At 69.9% G+C, this 21,091-nt stretch carries 16 protein-coding genes and 2 pseudogenes; 11 read left to right on the forward strand and 7 right to left on the reverse strand.

The annotated features are described in order from the left end of the window. Both Acor_RS34560 and Acor_RS34565 read left to right on the forward strand, forming a co-directional pair. A pseudogene (locus Acor_RS34560) lies at positions 1 to 933 on the forward strand (acetate--CoA ligase family protein); the annotation flags it as partial. After that, complete coding sequence (locus tag Acor_RS34565) at positions 920 to 1,669, forward strand: glucose 1-dehydrogenase (protein WP_155340982.1); 750 nt, start codon at positions 920 to 922, stop codon at positions 1,667 to 1,669. The pseudogene Acor_RS34560 and the gene Acor_RS34565, both read left to right, overlap by 14 nt. Here the strand turns inward: Acor_RS34565 and Acor_RS34570 are convergent. Beyond that, positions 1,663 to 2,304: a PaaI family thioesterase gene (locus Acor_RS34570; RefSeq protein ID WP_155340983.1), complete on the reverse strand. Its 642-nt coding sequence runs from the start codon at positions 2,302 to 2,304 to the stop codon at positions 1,663 to 1,665. The two genes, Acor_RS34565 and Acor_RS34570, sit on opposite strands and share 7 nt — an antisense overlap. A 171-nt stretch (positions 2,305 to 2,475) precedes the next feature. Here Acor_RS34570 and Acor_RS34575 point away from each other — a divergent pair, with 171 nt between their 5' ends. Then, positions 2,476 to 3,975, forward strand: a complete 1,500-nt coding sequence (locus Acor_RS34575) for a CHAP domain-containing protein (protein ID WP_170317226.1) — start codon at positions 2,476 to 2,478, stop codon at positions 3,973 to 3,975. A 178-nt stretch (positions 3,976 to 4,153) separates the two neighbouring features. Here Acor_RS34575 and Acor_RS34580 read toward each other — a convergent pair whose 3' ends face one another. The 3 genes from Acor_RS34580 to Acor_RS34590 form a co-directional block, all read right to left on the reverse strand. Continuing rightward, positions 4,154 to 4,978 (reverse strand): TIGR03619 family F420-dependent LLM class oxidoreductase, encoded by an 825-nt coding sequence (locus tag Acor_RS34580; RefSeq protein WP_155340985.1) that lies wholly within the window; start codon positions 4,976 to 4,978, stop codon positions 4,154 to 4,156. Continuing rightward, entirely contained in the window at positions 4,978 to 6,033 is a 1,056-nt protein-coding gene (locus Acor_RS34585; RefSeq protein WP_170317227.1) for an acyl-CoA dehydrogenase family protein, read from the reverse strand. Before Acor_RS34585 ends, Acor_RS34580 begins: the two co-directional genes overlap by 1 nt. 71 nt (positions 6,034 to 6,104) lie before the next feature. Beyond that, positions 6,105 to 7,238 carry an acyl-CoA dehydrogenase family protein gene (locus Acor_RS34590; RefSeq protein ID WP_155340987.1) on the reverse strand — a complete coding sequence of 378 codons (1,134 nt, stop codon included), beginning with the start codon at positions 7,236 to 7,238 and terminating at the stop codon, positions 6,105 to 6,107. A 99-nt stretch (positions 7,239 to 7,337) separates the two neighbouring features. Here Acor_RS34590 and Acor_RS34595 point away from each other — a divergent pair, with 99 nt between their 5' ends. The 5 genes and pseudogenes from Acor_RS34595 to Acor_RS34610 all read left to right on the forward strand — a co-directional run bounded on the left by Acor_RS34595 (position 7,338) and on the right by Acor_RS34610 (position 14,682). Further along, positions 7,338 to 8,495, forward strand: a complete 1,158-nt coding sequence (locus Acor_RS34595; protein WP_155340988.1) for an alcohol dehydrogenase catalytic domain-containing protein — start codon at positions 7,338 to 7,340, stop codon at positions 8,493 to 8,495. A gap of 281 nt (positions 8,496 to 8,776) precedes the next feature. Further along, a complete protein-coding gene (locus tag Acor_RS34600) occupies positions 8,777 to 10,345 on the forward strand; it encodes a DUF11 domain-containing protein (protein ID WP_246239532.1) in 1,569 nt (522 codons plus the stop codon). Between the two features lie 213 nt (positions 10,346 to 10,558). After that, positions 10,559 to 10,975 (forward strand): annotated as a pseudogene (locus tag Acor_RS44990) (ATP-binding protein); the annotation flags it as partial. A gap of 1,995 nt (positions 10,976 to 12,970) precedes the next feature. Next, complete coding sequence (locus Acor_RS45000) at positions 12,971 to 13,186, forward strand: response regulator transcription factor (protein WP_246239534.1); 216 nt, start codon at positions 12,971 to 12,973, stop codon at positions 13,184 to 13,186. A gap of 170 nt (positions 13,187 to 13,356) precedes the next feature. Beyond that, positions 13,357 to 14,682, forward strand: coding sequence for an alkyl sulfatase dimerization domain-containing protein (locus Acor_RS34610; RefSeq protein ID WP_155340991.1), 1,326 nt, complete (start codon positions 13,357 to 13,359; stop codon positions 14,680 to 14,682). On the opposite strand, the gene Acor_RS34615 is transcribed toward Acor_RS34610, so the two are convergent. Then, positions 14,683 to 15,498, reverse strand: coding sequence for an LLM class F420-dependent oxidoreductase (locus Acor_RS34615; RefSeq protein ID WP_155340992.1), 816 nt, complete (start codon positions 15,496 to 15,498; stop codon positions 14,683 to 14,685). A gap of 75 nt (positions 15,499 to 15,573) precedes the next feature. Between Acor_RS34615 and Acor_RS34620 the strand changes: the two genes are divergently transcribed. From Acor_RS34620 to Acor_RS34630, 3 genes are read left to right on the forward strand one after another with little or no spacing between them, the layout of a single operon-like run. Next, on the forward strand, positions 15,574 to 16,368 hold the full coding sequence (locus tag Acor_RS34620) for an alpha/beta fold hydrolase (protein WP_155340993.1): 795 nt from the start codon (positions 15,574 to 15,576) through the stop codon (positions 16,366 to 16,368). After that, positions 16,365 to 17,615 (forward strand): LLM class flavin-dependent oxidoreductase, encoded by a 1,251-nt coding sequence (locus tag Acor_RS34625; protein WP_155340994.1) that lies wholly within the window; start codon positions 16,365 to 16,367, stop codon positions 17,613 to 17,615. Before Acor_RS34620 ends, Acor_RS34625 begins: the two co-directional genes overlap by 4 nt. Further along, positions 17,615 to 18,481: a TIGR03619 family F420-dependent LLM class oxidoreductase gene (locus Acor_RS34630; protein WP_155340995.1), complete on the forward strand. Its 867-nt coding sequence runs from the start codon at positions 17,615 to 17,617 to the stop codon at positions 18,479 to 18,481. Before Acor_RS34625 ends, Acor_RS34630 begins: the two co-directional genes overlap by 1 nt. A 1-nt stretch (position 18,482) precedes the next feature. On the opposite strand, the gene Acor_RS34635 is transcribed toward Acor_RS34630, so the two are convergent. Beyond that, complete coding sequence (locus tag Acor_RS34635) at positions 18,483 to 19,325, reverse strand: GNAT family N-acetyltransferase (RefSeq protein WP_155341026.1); 843 nt, start codon at positions 19,323 to 19,325, stop codon at positions 18,483 to 18,485. A gap of 66 nt (positions 19,326 to 19,391) precedes the next feature. After that, the gene (locus tag Acor_RS34640) at positions 19,392 to 20,975 is read right to left on the reverse strand and encodes an alpha/beta hydrolase (RefSeq protein WP_155340996.1); all 1,584 of its coding nucleotides are present in this window, start codon (positions 20,973 to 20,975) and stop codon (positions 19,392 to 19,394) included. Positions 20,976 to 21,091 lie beyond the last annotated feature (116 nt).

Consider the following 21,091-nt stretch of genomic DNA (forward strand, 5'->3'; position numbering starts at 1 on the left):
ATTTCGCAGAGTGGGGGGTTGGCGGGAGAGGTCATTCGGGTTGGGGAGAGGCGCGGGTTGCGGTTCAGTAAGGTGGTTACGGTGGGGAATTCTATTGATGTGACGGCTGCTGAGTTGTTGCGGTACATGGCTGAGGATGGGGAGACGGAGGTGGTGGGGGTTTACTTGGAGAAGGCGGATGCTGAGTTGTTCTCTGTGTTAAGGGAAGTTCGGGTGCCGGTGGTTTTGCTGGTGGGGGGACGGAGTGTGCAGGGGCGGCAGGCCGCGGCTTCGCATACTGGGGGGATGATTAGTGATGGACGGGTTTGGGAGGCGTTAGCAGTACAGACGGGGGTGGGGCTTGTTGAGAGTCAGGATGATTTGATTGGGGTGCTTGCTTTTTATCAGGCGCATGGGAGGAAGGCGGTTGGGAGTGGGGGTGTGTTGGTGGTCGGGCCTAGTGGTGGGGCGAGTGTGCTTGCGGCTGATGTGTTCGATCGGGTGGGGGTGGAGTTGGAGTCTTTGGCTGTGCCGGCGGAAATGTTGAAAGGGCTGGGGCTGGAGGTTGGGAGTTCTTCGGCGAATCCGTTGGAGATTCCGGTTGGGCCGGTGGGGAGGCCGGAGCTGGTGCGTGACGTTATTTCGGCCATTGTCGGGGTGCAGGCGTATGCGGATGTGGTCGCGCATGTGAATGTGCAGAGTTTCTTCACGTATGGGACTGAGGCCGAGCCGCTCTACGCGTACGCGCGGGCGGTGGCCGCGACGCAGGGAGAGCTCAGCGCGACCAGGATCACCTTGGTCACACGCAATGCGGAGTGCGCACCGGCCGGCGTCGAGGACGAGGTGCGGGCGATTGTCGGTCCAGCGGGAATTCCCGTTTACCGTTCGATGGAGTCGGCTGCGGTGGCGGTGGCCGCCGGACGGCGTTCTGGAGGTAGTCATGGGCTTGCTTGACGGGAAAGTCGCACTGGTCACCGGAGGCGCACGCGGAATGGGTGCGTCGCATGTGCGCCTGTTCCTGGAGGAAGGCGCCCAGGTGGTGTTCGGCGACGTACTCGACGACGAGGGCAAGGCCTTGGCGACCGAGACCGGAGCCGTCTTCACGCATCACGACGTCACGCAGGAAGATGATTGGAACCGGGCGGTCGCCGTAGCGGTGGACACGTTCGGCAAGCTCGACGTGCTGGTGAACAACGCCGGGATTCTCAAGTACCGCCGGATCGCCGACATGTCCGTGGACGATTATCAGCGGGTGCTGGACGTCAATCTGAAGGGCACGTTCCTCGGCATCAAAGCCGTGATCGACCCGATGAAGGCCGCCGGGCGCGGTTCGATCGTGAACATCTCATCGATCGAGGGTTTCATGGCCGCCGAAGGCATGGCGGCCTACGCGGCCTCCAAGTTCGGCGTACGCGGCCTCACCAAGGCAGCGGCCCGTGAACTCGCCCAATTCAAGATCCGCGTCAATTCCGTGCACCCCGGCGCGATCAACACAGCGATGGTCCTCGACCCGGAGATGATGGCCGAGGTGGACGGAGAGGCTTTCATGCGCTCCATGGTCATCAAGCGTTTCGCCAAGCCGATCGAGGTATCGCACGTGGTCGCCTTTCTGGCGTCCGACCGCGCCTCGTACTGCACGGGAACGGAAATGCTCGTCGACGGCGGCCTGCTCACCGGCGCAGGTTACTGAGGGCGGATATTGGCGGGATCCAGCCAGCCTCTGGGCGTGATGAACAGCCCGGTGGCTTCGACCAGTGGCGTGCCCTCACGGTCGGCGATGACGGCGTCGGCCCAGGTCTTGCGGCCCTCCACGCGCGTGACCATCCCGGTGGCGACGACCGGCTCGCTGTAGGGGATGCGCCCGCGATACCGAATAGTCAGCGTCCCCGTCATGCCCGGACGCCCTGAGGCCGCGACCGCGTCACCCAGGACATGATCGAGGATCATCGCGGTAACCCCGCCGTGCACGGTTCCCGGCGGGCCTTCGTGCGTCGGACGGAAGGTCAGTTCGGCACGCGTCCCTCCGGTCGGGGGCCGCTCGGGCCGGAGCGGCAGAGCGTGCGGATTGCACGCCCCCGTGACCGCGTTGCCCAGATGCCGGAAAGTCCCATCAGGTGCGAACTCATGCGGAAGCGGAGTCTCCCGCCGTACCGCGCGTAGCCGTTCGGTCAGCGCGGCGAGTTCGCCGGTGACGGCCGCCAGTTCGGCGACGTCCACGTCGGTGAGGACGACGGCGTCGACCAGTTCCCGAGCCTGCTGCGCGAGCACCTCCAGGGCGCTGAGCTGGGCTTCCTCATCATGCGCGGCGGCAAGATCTGTGGTCATGCGCCCATTCTAGAACATGTTCTAGCTTTTCGACCGGTTTGTTCATGTTTGGGTAAAGTACGTTGACTCTATGCATAGATGTCATTGAACATCCCTTTTGCGAAGGATTCCTCCTTCGTGACGTACGTCCCCGAAGGGAACGGGAGGCCCTCCACTCTCATGAGCCCCGAAATGGCAAAACTCATCGAGCTCCTGCGCCAGGAGATCGGCTACACCGAGCGATCGAACGGGCACACGAAGTTCGGCAAGTGGTACAACAACGTCGAACAGGACGCTGACTACTCCACCCAGGCATGGTGCGACATGTTCCTGTCGTGGGGCGCGCACAAGCTCGGCTACGAGCAGTGGTTCGGCCAGTTCGCCTGGACCGTCGGCCACGCCCGCTGGTTCCGCGAAAAGGGCGCCTGGGGCAACAAAGCCAAGCCGGGCGCCGTGGTCTTCTACGACTGGAACGGTTCCGGCAGCATCGACGGCATCGACCACATCGGCCTGGTAACCGCCGTGGACGGCAAGAAGTTCACCGCCATCGAAGGCAACGTCGGCGGCAGCCGCGTCCGCGAGAAATCCCGCGACCAGAGCTACGTCGTCGGCTTCGGCTACCCCGACGAAATCCGAGAACGCCTCCAACCCACCCAAGCCAAACCAGAGCCCGCCCCCGAAACCACCACAGACAACCTCACCTCGATAGCCCCGACCACCACACCCCAGCCTGTCCCCCAACCCACCCGCGAACTCCCCCCTTCCGCACTCGCCCGAATCACCTCACACCCAACAACCCAGACACCCAGACACCCCAAGCCCCCCGCCCCCGCCTCAACAACCCTCAAGAAGCTGACAACCGAGAACCCCCTTACCAACTCACCCGAAAAAACGACCCAGACAACCGCCACCGCCAAAACCACCAACCCCACCGCCACGGGCACGGGGAAGGGGAAGGGGACGGGCACCACCACAGGCACGGGCATACGCGCGAGCACGGGCAGGGACACGAGCACTGGCACCGCCACAAGCACCGGCACCGGCACCGGCACCGGCACCGGCACCGGCACCGGCAGGGAGACAGGCGCTGGCACCGCCACAGGCACGGGGACGGGCAGGGAGACACTCACCGGCACCGGCAGTGCCACCGCTAAGACCGCCGCCAGCCCGCCGAAATCCCCCCATCATCGCCCCGAGACGGTCTCCACCCACCTGGTCGCCTCCCCCGTCTCCGCCGGACAGCAACTCCCGGCCGCCGGCATCGGGACACTCGACGCCCAAACCCTGATCACCCCATTCCTCCTCGTCGTCCTCGCCCTCACCTACGCGAAGACCCGTCGCACCTTCCGCCCCGCCGCTGGGACGCCCTCCCGGCAGCGCCGCTCCACGCCAACAACCTCCAGAACCCACACCAACACCATCGCCGCCGACAAGCCCAGTTGGTTCGACCCCGCCTCCACTCCCCCCTCCGACGAGCCCATCCCGCGCTCCTACCACCTCTACTCGGACCCAGTCTGGCCAGCCCCATCCGACCCCACCGCCCCAGCTGAGCCCGCCTACCACGGCAAACGCCGCAAGCCAGAAGCGTCCGACATCTACCGAACCGGCTCCCTGGCCGACGCCGTCAAAACCACCTGGTCCGAACACACCCCCAACGACAACCCACCCCGCGGCCGCCACCGGCAGGGCTAAGACACCAACAGAATGGGCCGCGCCTTCTTGGCGCCGACGCGGTGAGAAACGTCACATGCCTGACCTGCCGAGAGCGCGTTCTGCTCTACGCGGGCACCAACGAGATCCAGCGGACCATCATCTGGGCCCGCGGCTGGCGTACCGCCCGTAAACGCAGCCGAGTCGTGAGCGCCCGGGTTCAGGAATGTACGCCGTAGTCCGCCGCGAATTTGCTCAGCGCGGTCAACGCGTCACGGGTGCCTTTCCACGGGCGGACGATCATGCGGTCTACGCCAAGAGTGGTCCAGGAGGGGATTTCTTCCGGGGTCGTCAGCGAATAGGCGTGGACGGTGATGGAGAAGTCTGGCGGGAGATCGGTGAGGCGAGCCAGATGGGGACGAATCGTGGCGAGGGAGTGCGGCATGCTGATCCAGCCGTCGCAGCGTTGGGCGGCGCGCCGGAGGGCGGCGGGGGATTCGCCGCCGGCCAGGATCGGAAGCCGGGCCTGGATGGGTTTGGGTTCGAAGGCGACTTCGGGGAAGTCGTAGAAGCGGCCTGAGTGGGCGATGACCGGTTCCGTCCAGAGGCGGCGGGCGATGTCGATGGATTCGTCGAGGCGGGGGCCGCGGGTGGCGAAGTCAAGGCCGGCGGCCAGCCACTCGCCCTCGTACCAGCCCGCGCCGACACCGCAGATCGCGCGACCGCCGGAAACGACATCCAAAGTGGCGAAGGCGCGAGCGGACACGAATGGATGCCGCAGGGCGAACAGGTGCACGGCGGTGCCGAGACGAATCCGGCGGGTGAGCCCGGCGAGCCAACATAAATAAGCGGGAGCGTCGAACAGCGGCGTCGTAGGCGAAATACCCGGCTTCTCGGTGCCGGGATAAACCGCCAGCGACAGGTCCGTGGCGAACACAAGGTGCTCAGGCAGCCAGAGCGACTCGAACCCCAGCTCGTCAGCCGCGACCGCGACATCCGGCCAGGCCGCGGGGTGCAGCAGTCCAAGGGGAACACCGAACTTCATCAGGGATGCCGACGGAGTTCCGGGTCGCCGAGAATCGCGGCGCGCAGGCGGGCTCGATGCAGGGCGGTGTCGCCGTAAGCGGAGGTGAGCGACCAGACGCGGGCAAGCCAGAGGCGAAGGTCGAGTTCCTCGGTGTAGCCGATCGCACCGTGCACCTGGAGAGCGGCTCGGGCCGCCAGAGCGGCGGCTTCGCCCGCAGCGGCCTTGGCGGCGCTGACGGCGCGGAGAATATCGGCTTCGCCTGCGGCCTTGGCGGCGCGGAGGTTGTCGGTTTCGCCCTGGCCGTCGGAGATGGCGACGGCGGCCGCGTAGACGTGAGGGGCGGCGAAGTCGATGGCGATAGCCACGTCGGCCAGTTGGTGTTTGACGGCTTGGAAGGAGCCGATGGGCGCACCGAACTGGGTGCGGGTCTTCGCATGGGCGACCGAGGCTTCCAGCAGGTGCCGGGCCAGGCCGATGAGCTGCGCGGCGACCGCGACGGTGGCGGCTCTCAGGACGGGTACGGCTTGCGCCCGCGACCGCACCCCATCCCCCCGCGAAGAATCCCCCCGCGACGCTTTCGCGGCCACGCTGAACAGCCGGCGCACCGGATCCACCCCAGGCTGCGGCGTAAGCCGTACCTCATCGGACGACAGCACATGAATGGCACCGTCATGCTCGACGATGAGCAGATCGGCCAAGTCCGCGTCGGGCGCGTAAACCTGGTCTCCCAGCCGGACGGAGACCCGAAGCGACCCCTTGACCAGCCGGTCCTGCAGGTCATCCGGCAGCAGGCCGGGCGCGATCACCGCCGTCTCGACCACCGGCCCAGGCAGCGCGGCCCGCCCGGCTTCCTCGAAGGCGAGAATCGTGTCGGCGAGCCGCAGCCCCAGCCCGTCATGACGTTCCGCGACCAACATGCCGAACATCCCTATTCGCGCCAGCTGCGGCCATCCCGGGAGCCGCTCCCCGGTCCGGCCCGCCTCCCGTACGGCCCGAGCCGGACAGTGCTCGGCCAGCACCTGCCTGACGGTCGACCCGAGAACCAACTGGTCGTCGGTGAACGCAAAGTCCATCCTCACGCTCCGAGATGTACGGCGGGAGTTCGGTGAACGCCATGGCAGTTGCTGCCGAAGATCGGGGCCGATCATCTCGGTAGGCCGAGCACCCGCTCGGCGATGATGGTCCGCTGGATCTCGTTGGTGCCCGCGTAGATGGGCCCGGCCAGGGAGAACAGGTACCCGTGCAGCCACGCGCCGCTGTCGGGCGCGTCCGGGGCGGCGGCGTCGAGCAGGCCGCGTTCGCCCAGTAACCGCAGGGCCAGGGTGTGCATCCGGACGTCGAGTTCGGACCAGAAGACCTTGCCCATGCTGGCAGCTGGCCCGAGGTCGGCCCCGGCGGCGACGGCGTGGTAGGTGTGCAGCCGGTAGGCCTCCGCGTCCAGCCACGCGCGGGCGATCTCGTCGGCGAGCACGGGGTCGGGGTCGAGGGTGCGGGCGAGCCGGACCAGCCGGTCGGCGGTGGCCATGAAGCGGCCGGGGCTGCGCAGGGTGAGGCCGCGTTCCGAGGAGGTGGTGGCCATGGCGATCCGCCAGCCTTCGCCGGGGGCGCCGAGGACCTGGTCGTCGGGGACGAAGACGCCGTCGAGGAAGAGTTCGGCGAAGCCGTGCCTGCCGTCGAGCTGGGCGATCGGGCGGACGTCGACCTGGTCGAGCGGGAACAGGAAGTAGGTGAGGCCGTGGTGCCGGGTGGCGGCGGGGTCGGAGCGGAACAGGCCGAAGGCCCAGTCGGCGTAGCTCGCTCGGGAGCTCCAGGTTTTCTGGCCGTGCAGCCGCCAGCCGCCGTCGACGCGTTCGGCGCGGGCGCGTACGGAGGCGAGGTCGCTGCCCGCCTCGGGTTCTGACCAGGCTTGCGCCCAGATGTCGTCGCCGCACGCCATCCGGGGCAGGAACCGGTCCTGCTGGGCGGTGGTGCCATGCGCGAAGAGGGCGGGGGCGAGCAGGAAGATGCCGTTCTGCCCGAGCCGGGCGGGCGCGCCCGCGGCCCAGTACTCCTCTTCGAAGATGAGCCATTCGATCAGGCTGGCGGCGCGTCCGCCGTAGCAGTGCGGCCAGGAGACGACCGAGAGGCGGGCGCCGGCGAGGCGGCGTTCCCAGTCGCGGTGGGCGGCGAAGCCGCCGGCGGTGTCCATGGACGGCAGCCGCGCGGGGACGTGTTCGGCCAGCCAGCCGCGTACGTAGGCGCGGAAGTCCTGCTCGGCTCGGGTGAACTCCAGATTCACCCGTCCAAACTAGCACGACACCAAGCAACCGCTTGCTTAAATCAAGCCGGCTCGCTACCGTGCGCCCAAGAGCAGGTGCCTCCCGGAGGGAACCACCGGATGCTGATGCGGGCTGCCGTACTGACCGACTTCAAGGCCCCCATGGAGATCCTCGAAGTCGAGATCGCCGAGCCGGGCCCCGGCGAGGTCCGCGTCAAGATCGCCGCCTCCGGCGTGTGCGGCTCCGACCTGAAGGCCATCGACGGCAAGAGCCCCGTGGTACGGCAGCCGCCCTACGTCCTCGGCCACGAGAGCGCCGGCGTGGTGGAGAGCGTCGGCCCCGGCGTGACCACCGTCAGGCCGGGCGACCACGTGATCGTCGCCATGAACGGCCCCTGCGGCCGCTGCCGCAACTGCGGCCGGGGCAATCCGCACCTCTGCGCGGGCCCCGCCCGCCTGGCCGCCATCATGGGCACCCGGCCCGACGGCAGCACCCGCCTCACCGTGAACGGCACTCCCACGCGCACGTTCATCGGCATCGGCTCCTTCGCCGAATACGTCGTCGTGAACGAACCCATGTGCGTGAAGATCGCGAAGAACGCGCCGATGGACGTGCTGTGCCTGCTCGCCTGCGGCGTCGTCACCGGCGTCGGCGCGGTGCTCAACGTCGCCAGGGTCGAGCCCGGCTCCACCGTCCTGGTCGTCGGCTGCGGCGGCGTCGGCCTGAACGTCATCCAGGGCGCGGTCCTGGCCGGCGCGACCACGATCATCGCGGCCGACATCGCCACCGCCAAACTCCGCCTGGCCGAGAACTTCGGGGCCACCCACACCCTGCTCATCGGCACCACGACCGAGCAGATCGACGTCGAGGCCACGCCGACGGCTCCCTCGATCGAGGACCTGGCCGCCCAGGTCGGCTCGATCGTGCGCGGCGGCGTCGACTACGCGTTCGACGTGACCGGCGTCCCCGGCGTCCTGGCCGCCGCCTTCGCCGCCACCCAGCCCGGCGGCGGCACGGTCATGGTCGGCAGCCCCCCGCAGGGCCGGCCGATCACCATCGAGCCCGGCCAGCTGTTCGCCTCGCGCCGGCTCATGGGCACCCAGGGCGGCGACGCGGCCCCCCTCCGCGACCTGCCGATGCTGGTCGACCAGTACCTGCTCGGCCGCCTCGACCTGGACGGCCTGATCAGCGAACGCCTCCCGCTTGAGCGCATCAATGAGGCCGTGGACCATATCCGCCGGGGCACTGTCGCCCGCAGCGTCATCGTCTTCGATTAATCACGGCTATTAATCCGATACGCACCTACATGACCCGCGTGACACGAAGAATCGCGCAATAACTTCTCGTATCAGCCCGGTACGGCTCTTCGACTAGACGTCCGACCCGTTGTTACGCTCCGTAGTCGTGCGAGTGTGCACCGAGATCGGGGGATTTCTAGATGATCATTACTCGGAGGGGTCGGCGTTCATTTTTGCCGGTATTGCTTGGGTGCCTGCTCGTAGGGCTGGCAGTCGGCCTGGTGATGCCGGCGTCAGCCTCCCGGGAGGCGCAGTTGACGGTGCGCGTCACCGACAACAGGACCTACGTGGCCCCCTCCGCCACAGTGAACTACACGGTCACCGTCATCAACGAAGGAGGCGAGGAAGCCGGCTCCATCGAAGCCGGGATTGAGCTCGGCGCCGGACTGACCGTCGTGTCGGCCTCGGACGGCGGCACCGCCAGCGGCGCCACCGCGAAGTGGCCCGACTTCGCACTCGCCGGCGGCGCACAGCGGGTCTTCCGGGTGGTCGCCCGGGTGCCCGACCAGGCCGCTCCGGGCAACCGGTACGAGTCGAAGGCCACCGCCACCGACGACGGGACCATCGCGGAGGCCACCGACGAGAGCTTCGTCGGCGCGGCCCAGTTGAACGTGCGCAAGACCGACGGCGTGCAGGAGGCACTCCGCGGCGACACGCTCACCTACAAGATCACGGTGGGCAACCCGGGCACCCTGCCGATCGCCCAGGTCAACCTGGTCGACTCGGCCGGCAACGGGCTGGAGTTCGAGTCGGCGAACCGGGGCGGCTCCTGGAACCAGGGGCACCGCCAGATCACCTGGCCGGGCTTCGAACTCGCGGCCGGCGCGGAAGAGGTGTTCACGGTGACCGCCAAGGTGCCGTCCGACGCCAAGTCCGGCCAGGTGCTGCGTAACTCGGCGAGCGTGACCGCGCCGGGGCTGAGCGACCAGGCCATCGACGAGACGCTGGTGACGGTGGCTACCGGCCTGGCGCTGAGCAAGAGCGACGACCGCACCGACGCCAAGCCGGGCGAGGTGCTGACCTACACCATCACCGTCCGCAACACCGGCGAGACGGACCACTCCTCGGTCTCGCTGGTGGACCGCTTCGGCGACCGGCTGGAGTACGTCTCCCTCTCCCCCACCGACGGCTCCTACGCCGACCGCGAGATCAGGTGGCCCGACTTCCCGCTGAAGTCCGGCGAGCGCCGGGTGTTCTCGGTGGTGGCCCGGGTGCTGAAGACCGGTGAGACCGATCTGATCAGGAACGAGGTGATCGCCACCACGTCCGACCGCCGGATCGCCCGCGCCGAGGATGTGACCGGCCTGATCCTGCCTCCGCCGCCGCGGATCGCCCCGCCGCCCAGCCCCAGCCCCTCGCCGTCACCGACGCCGTCACCGACGCCGCCGGCCTTCGTGCCGCCGACGACCCCGCCCACGACCCCGCCGACCACCCCGCCGACCACGCCCACCCCGCCGCCCGTCCCGCCGATCGTCGTGACCCCGCCCCCGGCGCCGGCGCCGGAGATCGACCGTGGCGAAGGCGAGACTGAGACGGGCTGGCCCGGCAACCGAACTCCCGGAGGAGACATCGACCGCGACTGGTGTCGCGACCGGCCGTGCGTGCACCACCCGCGCGACCACCACATCCACCATCCCTGCGACGACGACCACGACTGTGACCACCCGGACGTCATCGAGGAGCCTCCGCACGACTGGGGCGACCTGGCCCGGCGGGTGCTGCCGTACACCGGCGCGGTCATGTTCCCGGTCCTCGGCGCGGGCGTGCTCCTGCTCTCCCTGGGCGGCGGCATCCTGCTGATCACCCGCCGCCGGCGTCGCCGGATCTGAGAACCCAAGGAAACCGAACGAGATACGGTCGAAGAGCTCCCGGAAACCCGGGAGCTCTTCGCTTTTCCCCCTGGTCACCGCCGCTTCGGCCATCTACGATTCCTAGGCCCGCTGGGTGAACGTTCAACCGGATCGCGGCGTCACTTCTGTGACACGCGTGAAAGGGGGTGACGTCAGGTCGACAGGGTCAACGGAAGCCGGGCCCGGCTCGTCGACGAGCTGGCGTCGGTCATCCGCGACACGCCGAAGACGGTCCTCATCGTCGGTGCGGCCGGCATCGGCAAGACCCATCTCCTGGGCGAGGTGACCGCCAGGGCGACGGGTTTCCGCGTGCTGCGCGGACGGGCCCGCGAGTTGGACGAAGGTCTGGCGTACGCGCCGCTGGTGGACGCGATCGAGTCGCTCGGCCGCGACAAACGCTCCCAGACCGGCCTGTGGGAGCTCTACGACGCGATCGACCGCGCCGCGCTCGGCCATCCCGCCAAGAAGGCCCCAGGCAACCCGGTGGCCGCCCCCGCCGTGCTCGCCGCCCAGCTGCTGGAGTCGCTGCCCGGCCGCACCCTGCTGGCCATCGACGACATCCACCACGCCGACGCCGACACCCTCCGCCTGCTGACCGCGCTCCCCCGCAGCGCCCCCAGCCTGGCCATCCTCTGCACGGCCAGGCACGTCCCCGCCCTCGACGTCGACCAGACCGTCCGGCTGGAGCCGCTCACCCGCCAGGAGGTGAGCGCCCTGATCACCTCGCTGCTGGACCGCACGCCCAGCGACAACATGATCGACCGGGTGCACCGGGAGAGCGGCGGCAACCCGTGGTTCGTCCGGGAGTCGGTGCTGGCCCTGGTCCAGGGCGGCGCGGTCCGCTCCCCCGACCCGGACGCCCGGCGCGGCGCGATCCTGTCCCGGGTCTTCCAGCGCGACCGGGCCGGCCGCGACCTGGCCCGGGTGCTGGCCACGCTGGGCCGGACCCGCGACACCACCGCGATCGACACCCCCGGCACCCTGGAGGCCGTCGCCCAGGTGGCCGGTCTGGACGCCCGCGCGGGCGAGCGCGCCCTGGTCGGCCTGGTCCGCGACGGCGTGCTGGTCTACACCGGCGACGGGTACGCCTTCGCCCACCCGCTGGTCGCCGAGGCTCTCTACGACGACCTGAACGCGGGCGAACGCCGCCGCCTGCACGCCCGCATCGCCGAGCTGCTGCAGCGGCAGGGCCTGAACGGCGCGCGCCGGGTGCTGGAGTGGGCCACCCACCTGGCCGAGGGCGGCCCGCCCGCCGACGCGCTGGCCGCGATGCTGCGCGCCGCCGAGCTGACCCGCTGGACCGCGCCGCTGTCGGCCGCGCACTGGTACGGCCGCGCCGCCGAGGTGGCCGACAGCGTGCCCGACGCGGCCGGGCGGCGCGGCGACCTGCTGGCCCGCCAGTCGCTGTGCTACTGGAAGGGCTCCCGCCCGGCGCTGGCCCTCAACTCCGGGCAGCGCGCACTGGCGGTGCTGCCGCCGGGGCGCCGGCACACCAGGACCGCGTACACGGTGGTGGGCGCGGCGCACGCGATGGGCTGGTACGACGTGGGCCTGACCATCGCCGCCCAGCAGATCCCGCGCGCCGACGACCCGACCGCGCTGGTCGCCCAGCGCGCCCTGCTGCTGGCCGAACTGGGCCGCCCGCTCGGCGACCATGTGGCCCGCGCCTGGGACGGCCTGCCCGGCTGCCCGCCGGAGGACCGGATCATCACCGCGGGCTGCCTGGCCCTGCGCGCGTTGATCGACGGCGACTGGGCGGAGGCGCAGCGCGCCGTCGACGACCTGCTCGGCTTCGCCGCCGCGCTGCCGCCGGGGGCCAGGCTGGCCGCGCTGGAGTCGGCCGCGCACGTGATGAGCACCGGCGGGCTGCGGACCCGTTCTGCCGCCCTGCTGGAGCAGGCCGAGCAGATCCACCGCGGCCTGGGCTGGCACGACATCGCCGGGCAGAACGTCCGGGTGACCGCGGTGGTGCGGCGGCTGGCCGGGGAGTGGGACCGCGCGCTCACCGGCATCAGGGCGGGCGCGGGCCCGCTCGCCGAGGCCGGCCTGCTGGAGAACCACGGCCTGCTGCGCAACATCGAACTGGACATCCTGCTGGACCAGGGCCGGTACGAGGAGGCGGCCGCCGTGCTGGACGATCCGCCGCCGGACTGCGCCACCCAGACCGGGCTGCGGCACACCTTCCGGGCCAGGCTCGCCCTCGGCCTGGGCGACCGGGCGGCGGCGCGGGCCTGGGTGGATCGGGCGCTGGCGACCGGGATCGCCGACGTGGCGCACCGGGCGCTGACCGTCCAGGTGCTGATCCACGCGGCGGCCCGGGACCGTGAAGGCGGGAAGCTGGCCGCCACCCGGCTGGACGAGCGGAGCGCGACCGGCACCCCGCGGGCCAGGATGGCCGCCGACCTGGCCATGGGCTGGGCCTTCGAGGACACCGACCGGGCCGGGGCCGCGCTGGACCGGGCCCGCGCCGACGGGCTGCCGTTCGAGGAGGCCAGGGCCCGGCTGGTGCTGGGCACGATCGGCGACCACGCCCAGCTGAGCCGGGCCCACAACGCGTTCAACGCGCTCGGCGCGATCCCGTGGCGAGAGCGCGCCGCCATGCTGATGCGCGAGGCGGGCCTGGCCCCGGCGGGCGCGCTGACCCCGGCCGAACGCCGCGTGATCGAACTGGTCGCCGGCGGCCTGAGCAACCCGCAGATCGCCGACGAACTCCACTACAGCCGCAAGACCGTCGAGGTCTACCTGACCCGCGTCTACGCCAAAACCGGCTTCAAATCCCGGGTAGAACTGGCGCTAGCGGTCGAGCGCGGAGAGCTGTGACATTGGCCGCGCCTCCGGCACGGCGAGCTCGGCCGCTCCTTAGCCTGTGTCTTCCCTCGTCTCTCCGGCCGCTCCGCGACCTGCGTTCCTCAGTCCAGACACAGGCGCGGCCGAGCTTTAGGGATCTCCCTACTGGGCCCGGCGGGGGCCGGAGCGACAGGATTCTCGGCATGGGGATCCTGGAGTATGCCGACAAGGTGTGGCGAGGCTCGGTGCAGGCCTACGAGGTGCCGCTCGCCGACTTACGCGCCGGCGGCGCCCAGGAGGTCGCCGAGGGTGTGGCCATGTGGCCCGCGTTCGGCAACGTGTACGCCATCCGGGGGGAAGCCGGTCTAGCACTTTTCGACACAGGTAACGCGGTGGACGCCCCGGCCATGCACCGGGCCGTACGTTCCTGGTCGGACGAGCCGGTCCGGTACGCGATTTTCTCGCACGGGCACTTCGACCATGTGGGGGGAATGGAGTGTTTCGACGAGGAGGAGGGGTCACGGCCGGTCGTCGTCGCGCACGAGGGCGTGGCGAATAGGTTCGCCCGATATGCCAGGACCGCCGGGTACAACTCGGTGATCAACCAACGGCAGTTCGGGTTCGCCCAGATGCACTGGCCGGCGACGTATCGCGTACCGGACCTGACCTACCAGGAGCGGCTCACCCTCTCGCTCGGCGACGTCACCTTCGAGCTGCGCCACGCGCGCGGCGAGACCGATGACGCCACCTGGGCGTTCGTCCCCGAGCACGGCATCCTGCTGACCGGTGACCTGTTCGTCTGGGTGACGCCCAGCGCCGGGAACCCGCAGCGGGTGCAGCGCTACCCGGACGAGTGGGCGGTCGCGCTCCGGACGATGGCCACCCTGGACGCGGAGCTGCTGCTCCCCGGCCACGGGCTGCCCATCTCCGGGTCGATCAGGGTTCGGCGCGCCCTGGTCGACACGGCCGACTACCTGGACAGTCTGGTCGAGCAGACGCTGGACCTGATGAACGCGGGCGCTCGCCTGGACGAGATCCTGCACACCGTCAAACCACCCCTGGAGCTGTCGCAGCGGCCCTATCTGCAGCCGTACTACGACGAGCCCGAGTTCATCGTGCGGAATATCTGGCGGCTCCACGGGGGCTGGCACGATGGCAACCCGGCCAACCTGAAACCCGCGCCGGACGCGGTGTTCGCGCGCGCGATCGCCGAACTGTCGGCCGGAGCGGGCCCGGTGGCCGGGCGGGCGGTGGTGGCCGCGGCGGAGGGCGATCTCCGGCTCGCCTGCCAACTGGCCGAACTGGCGGTGCAGGCGGAGCCGGACGACCACAAGATCCACGAGATCCGGGCCAGGGTGTACGCGCTGCGGGTGCAGGAGGAGCCGGGGGCGATGGCCCGGGGGGTGTACGCCTGGGCGGCGGCCGAGTCCCGGAGCAAGGTCACCGGGAGTGACCTGCTGGACGTCTACCACGAGGTGACCGACGGGCGGATGTGGTGGATCCCGGCGGGCACCGCGGACCGGAACTGATCACAGGTATCGGGCGTAGTCGTCGAGAGTGGCCCGCACGTCGCGGTCGGCCGGGACGTGCAGGATGACCTCCTCGATGCCTAGGCTCGCGAAATACTCCAGTTTCCCCGGGTCTGGGTAGGAGCCGAAGGGGATCACGGAGGCGATTGGCCGTCCCCGCTCGGCACACGCCTCGGCCAGAGCGGGGAGGGCCTTGCCGACGCCTTTGCCGCCGAACGGCATCCAGCCGTCGGCGTACTCGGCGATCTGGGCGAAGAGTCCCGGGCCGGCCGCGCCGCCCAGGTAGATCGGCACCCGGCCGACCGGCTTCGGCCAGGACCAGGACGGCTCGAAGGCGACGTGCGCGCCGTCGAAGCCGGCCTCGTCCCGCTCCCAGAGCGCCCGCATGGCCAGCACGTGCTCGCGGCCGACTGCCCGGCGGTCGGCGAACGGCACGCCGTGGTTCTCGATCTCCTCGACGTTCCAGCCGAAGCCGACGCCGAGGCTGACCCGGCCGCCGGACAGGTGGTCCAGGGTGGCGATCGCCTTGGCGGTCACGATGGGGTCCCGCTGGGCGGCCAGCAGGATGCCGGTGCCGAGGGTGATCCTGCTGGTGACGGCGGCGGCGAAGGAGAGGGCGACCAGCGGGTCGAGGGTGCGGCTGTAGTCCTCCGGGAGGGTCTGCTGTCCGGCGGCGGGGGGCGTGCGGCGGGAGACCGGGATATGGGTGTGCTCGGGGAGGTACAGCCCGGAGAACCCCCGGGCCTCGACTTCCCTGGCCAGTTCGGGGATGGGCGTGGTGAGGTCGGTCGCGAACGTCGTGACGGCCAGCCGCAAATCGACTCCTAAACAAGCGATTGCTCGGTTACCGGTTCCTAGGATAGCTTGCTCGCGAGAGGACGGGAGGGCTTCGTGGGGTTCGCGGATCTCGGCGACGTGCGGCTATTCCACACCGACGACGGCGAAGGCGACGGTGCGCTGCTGCTCGTGCACGGCTGGGGCTCCGACTCGCACGAGTGGATCCACCATATCCCCGCACTACGCGCCCGGCATCGGGTGATCGCGGTGGATCTGCGCGGCCACGGGCACTCCTCGATCCCCGAAGCAGGGAACACCCCACAGCGGATGGCGGACGATCTCGCCCGGCTCTGCGCGGCCCTCGGGGTGCCCCGGGTGATCGCGGTCGGGCACTCGATGGGCGGCCAGGTGGTGTCCCATCTCGCCGTCGAACGGCCGGAACTGGTCGCGGGGCTGGTCACCATCGATCCGGGGTACGGATTCGACGGGCCCGTGGCGGACGGCTTCCCTGCGCTCATGGCGGCGCTCCGCGACGGGGACACGCACGCGACCGCCGTACAGATGGATCAGTGGACGTACACGCCCGCCTCGCCCGGGTGGCTGCGGGAGTGGCATCGGCGGCGGATCCTGGCCACGCCGCCGCACGTGCTCGCCGAGGCGTTCTCGGCCATGTTCGGCCCGGACGGGATCGGGGTCCGGCCCCGGTCGGACGAGTATCTGGCCCGGCGGGAGTGCCCGGTGCTCGGGTTCTGGTTCGACCCGGCCAAAGCGGCCTGGGAGCGCGGCCTGTTCAAGGAGCCGAGGTCGCGGACCGTGCTCTGGGAGGGCAGCGGGCACCGGCTGCACGAGGAACGGCCCGGGGAGTTCCTGCTCGTCGTCAATAAATGGGTGAAAGAGGTCATGCGGTGAAGTTTTCGATCATGCTCAATCCGCAGATCCCGGGGTCCGGGTACAGCCAGGAGGCGAACGCGGTGGCGCGGCGGCCGATCGGCCGGGACACCGAGTCGTACCAGAGGCTGCTGGACGAGGTGCGCGAGATCGCGGTGCACGCGGACCGGCTCGGGTTCGACGCGCTGATGATGACCGAGCACCACTTCCACTCCGAGGGCTTCGAGTTCTCGGTCAACCCGCTGATGTTCCTGACCGACCTGGCCGCCAGGACCGAACGCATCCTGCTCGCGCCGCTCGGCCTGGTGTTGCCGGCCTGGGATCCCATCCGGGCGGCCGAGGATGTGGCGCTGCTCGACCAGTTCTGCAAGGGGCGCCTCCGGCTGGGGGTGGCGCGGGGTTACCAGAACCGGTGGATGAACGTGCTCGGGCAGCGCTGGAAGGCGTCGGCGGCCCGGTCGGACGGCTCCTCCGCCGACAACCGGAACTTCGACGTGTTCGGCGAGGTCCTGCACATCATGAAGATGGCCTGGACGCAGGAGACCCTCCGCTACAAGTCCGACGTCATCGACTACGAGGTGCCCTCGCCGTACGAGGGGATCGAGGGCTGGCCCGCGCAGGAGTGGACCAAGACCTTCGGCGCGCCCGGCGAGCTGGACGCGGACGGCAGGATCCAGGCGGTGTCGGTCTGCCCGCGGCCCTACCAGAATCCGTATCCGGAGCTCTGGCAGCCGTTCACGATCTCCGACCGGTCGGTGCTGCGGGCCGCGCAGGAGGACATCCTGCCGTGGATGTTCACCCCGAACCCCGATGAGCACGCCGCCAAGGCCCGGCTCTACCAGGAGGAGTCCGCCAAGTGCGGGCGGGACTACAAGCTGGGCGAGCACACCGGCATCCTGAAGATCGTCGGCATGGCCGACACCCGCGAGGAGGCCATCGCCACCTACGGCAAGGCCATGGCGAAGGACTTCGCGGCCTTCTTCGGGCCGTTCGGCTATCTGGAAGTGCTCCGCCAGAAAGAGGACGATCGCAAAAAGCCAATTTCTCCGGAAAAGGGCGACTACAAGCGGATGAACGAGGTCGAGATGGCCCTGCTCGGCGGGCCCGACGACGTCAAGCGCGGTATTCAGCGGCTACTCGACCGGATGCCCGACCTGGAATGGTTCGGCCTGTTCATGCAGGGTCAGCAGGGCGTGCTCCCCCTCGACACGGTCAAACGGAACCTGGAGCTGTTCGCCACCAAGGTCATCCCGGAATTCGCGGACTGATGGAATTCTGGCTGGGCGCGTCCTTCACGGACACGGGCGAGTTCCTGGAGCTCGCCCGCGCGTCAGAACGCTGCGGGATCCACACCCTCACCCTCTCCGACCACATCTTCTACACCGACTTCGCCACCCCGTACCCGTACGGCCGGATGCGCTGGACCGAGACGACCCACTGGCCCGACCCCTGGGTGACCATCGGCGCCATGTCGGCCGTCACCACCACCCTGCGCTTCGCCCCGAACGTCTACGTGGCCCCGGCCCGAGACCTGTTCACCGTCGCCAAACAGGTCTCCACAGCCGCCGTGCTCTCCGGCGACCGGGTCACCTTCGGCGTCGGCGTCGGCTGGTGCGCCGAGGAGTTTGCCCAGACCGGGCAGGACTTCCACACTCGGGGGAAACGCCTGGACGAGATGATTCCGGTGCTCCGCGATCTGTGGGGCGGCGGCCGGGTCGAACACCACGGCCGGTTCTACGACTTCGCCCCGCTCTCGATCGCCCCGACCCCCGCCGCCCCGATCCCCGTCTACATCGGCGGCGACAGCGACGCGGCCCTGCGCCGCGCGGCCCGGCTGGGCGACGGCTGGGTCGGCAACCGGATCTACACCGAAGCCCAGCTGGACGAGGTCCTCGGCCGCCTGAGCGGCTACCTCAAGGAGGAGTCCAGGGGCCCGATCGAGATCGTCGCCCCGCTCGCCGTCATGCCCGACGCCTCGGTCTACCGCCGTTTCGCCGACAAGGGGGTCACCGGCACGTTCACCGCGCCCTGGTGGCTGGCCACGCCCGAGGAGAAGGCTCTCCACGGGGACGGCCTCGAACTCAAGCTCGCCACCATGGAGCGCTTCGCCGAGGAGATCATCGCCAAGATGTGAGTCAGAACAGCACCGAGGTGAAGGTGTCGACCTCGCGGAAGCCGACCTTCTTGTAGGCGGCGCGGGCCGGGAGGTTGTAGTCGTTCACGTACAGGGTGACGATCGGCGCGAAGTACTTGAGCGCCTGCTCGACGACGGTGGCCATGCCGGCGGCGGCGTGGCCGCGGCCCCGGTAGAGCGGGTCCACCCAGACGCCCTGGATCTGGCAGGCCTGCGGCGTCACCGCGCCGATCTCGGCCTTGAAGATGACCTGGCCGTCCTCGATGTGGGCGTAGGAGCGGCCGATCCGGATGAGTTCCGCCACGCGGGAGCGGTAGAGCGCGCCGCCGTCCCCGTTGTCGGGCGAGACGCCGACCTCCTCGGTGAACATGGCGACGCAGGCGGGCAGCAGGGTGCCGAACTCTTCGGGCCTGACCCGGCGCACCTCGGGGTCTGGGGCGACCAGGGGGGCCGAGGAGGTGGCCATCACGGGCTGGGCCCAGCGGATCGCCCTCGCCCGCCCCCAGTGGGGTTCCAGGCGCTCCCAGAGCAGTTCCACCGCGGCCGACGGGCCGACGATGGACGAGCAGCGGCGGCCCTGCTTGCGGGCACGGTCGGCGAACGCGTGCACGGCCTCGCGACCGGCGTTGACGGGGACCAGGTTGGCTCCCGCGTAGCACAGGGAAATCAGCCCGCCGCGCGGGCCGTATCCCCACATCTGACCGCCGAGCCGGGCGGGGTTGAGGCCGACGGCTCTGACCCGTGAGGCGACGAAGACGTTGGCGACCGGATCGGAATCGAGGAGCCCCAGCACCTCATCTCGATCGTTGTCGTCCAGCACGCGCGACGCCGAAGTGCGCAGCATCACGGGCCCAAGCCTACGCGACGACCTCGATTTTGGTAGTCACCCCGGAAGCTGGGAGTTATCCCCTCAACTCGGCACAGGACTCCCGTACAGCACGGTGGCCAGCGAACCGCGCCGGACCGAGCTCCCGTCCGCCATCTTGGCCATCGGGCGCGGCGCCGGCAGCGCCGGGCAGCTCAGATCGGCCTGCCGGCCGGCCCGCCGCTGCGGCGCCAGCGTGCCCTCCCGCAGATACGTGATGACCTGCCGGTCCACGCACGCGTTCCCGTTGAAGGCGACCCCGTGGTTCCCGCCGGGCTCGGCCACCAGCCGCGCCGTCGGGAACGCCTCCCGCAGGCTCAGCGCCCCGTTGTACGGCGTCGCCGCGTCCTTCTCCGCCTGCACCAGCAGCACCGGCGGCAGATCCTTGGCCCCCACCTGGACCGGTTTGCCGCCCGGCTCGCCCCAGAAGGCGCACGGCGCGTTGTACATCGTGTTCGGCCAGGCCATGAACGGCGCCTTGGCGTGCACCCGGGCCGCGTCGGCGTGCCAGCGGGCCCAGCTCCGGGGCCAGGCCGCGTCCCGGCACTGCACGCCCAGATACACGGCGTAGCCGTTCTCGTCGGCGGCGTCCTTCTCTCCGTGCTGGTGGTAGGCCTGGATCAGGCCGGTCGTGTCGCCCGCGCGGACGTAGTCGGAGAAGGCCTGGGCCAGCTGCGGCCAGACGGTGTCGGTGTAGCCGCCGACCGTGTAGATGTCGTCGAGCTCGCTCGGGCCGACGATCCCGCCGGCCGGGCGGCCGCTCAGCCGCTCGCGCATGGCATACCAGGCGTATTCCACGGCCTTGCGGGTGTCGCCGATCCGATAGACGGAGTGGTTGCTCGCTATCCACGTCATGAAGTCGCGGTGCCGCCGGTTGAAGGCGTAGTTCTGGGCGAGGTTCGCGTCATACCAGACGCCCTTCGGGTCCACCACGCTGTCCAGCACCAGCCGCCGGATCCGCTGCGGGAACAGGCTGGCGTAGACGGCGCCGAGGTAGGTGCCATACGAGTAGCCCAGGTAGCTGATCTTCTCTTCGCCCAGGGCCTGACGGACCACGTCCAGGTCGCGGGCGGTGTTCTCGGTGGTGAGATACGGCAGGAACCAGGCCCAGCGGTGGGCGCAGCCCTCCGCGTATTCCTGGGCCCGGCCGAGCAGCGCGCTCTCCTCTGCGGCGTTGAGCGGGATGCTGTCCGGGCGCGGCGCCGCGTAGTAGCGCTTCACGTCCAGGCAGGTGAGCGCGGGCTCGCTGGCCCCGACGCCGCGCGGGTCGAAGCCGATCACGTCGAACCGGGCGGACACCTCCTTCGGCAGCTTCGCCGCGATGAACTCGGCCAGGTTCAGCCCGGACGCGCCGGGCCCGCCCGGGTTCACCAGCAGCACCCCGAGATGGTTGTGATCCCGCAGGGCCGTGCCCTTGATCCGATTCACCGCGATGTTGATCTGCTGCCCGTACGGCGAGGCCGGATCGAGCGGCACCCGCACGGTCCCGCACTCGGCCTTGCTCGCGGTGCCGCAAGCCCGCCAGACGATCGACTGCGGCCGGGCCGACGCCCCCTCCGGCCCGAGCCCCACGACCAGCCCGGTGCAGAGCACCGCCACCCCTGCGACCGCCCCGACGACCCGCTTCACCCGCCCACTCCCTCTGTTCGCACAGTAACGACCAGCTTCTCCTCTGTGACGGCTCGAATACCACCCACCCCGCGCGATCACTAACACCATGTAGTCAAAACATTGCTCTGTGTAAT

Origin of the sequence: Acrocarpospora corrugata (assembly GCF_009687845.1) — a bacterium.
GTDB classification, from domain to species: domain Bacteria; phylum Actinomycetota; class Actinomycetes; order Streptosporangiales; family Streptosporangiaceae; genus Acrocarpospora; species Acrocarpospora corrugata.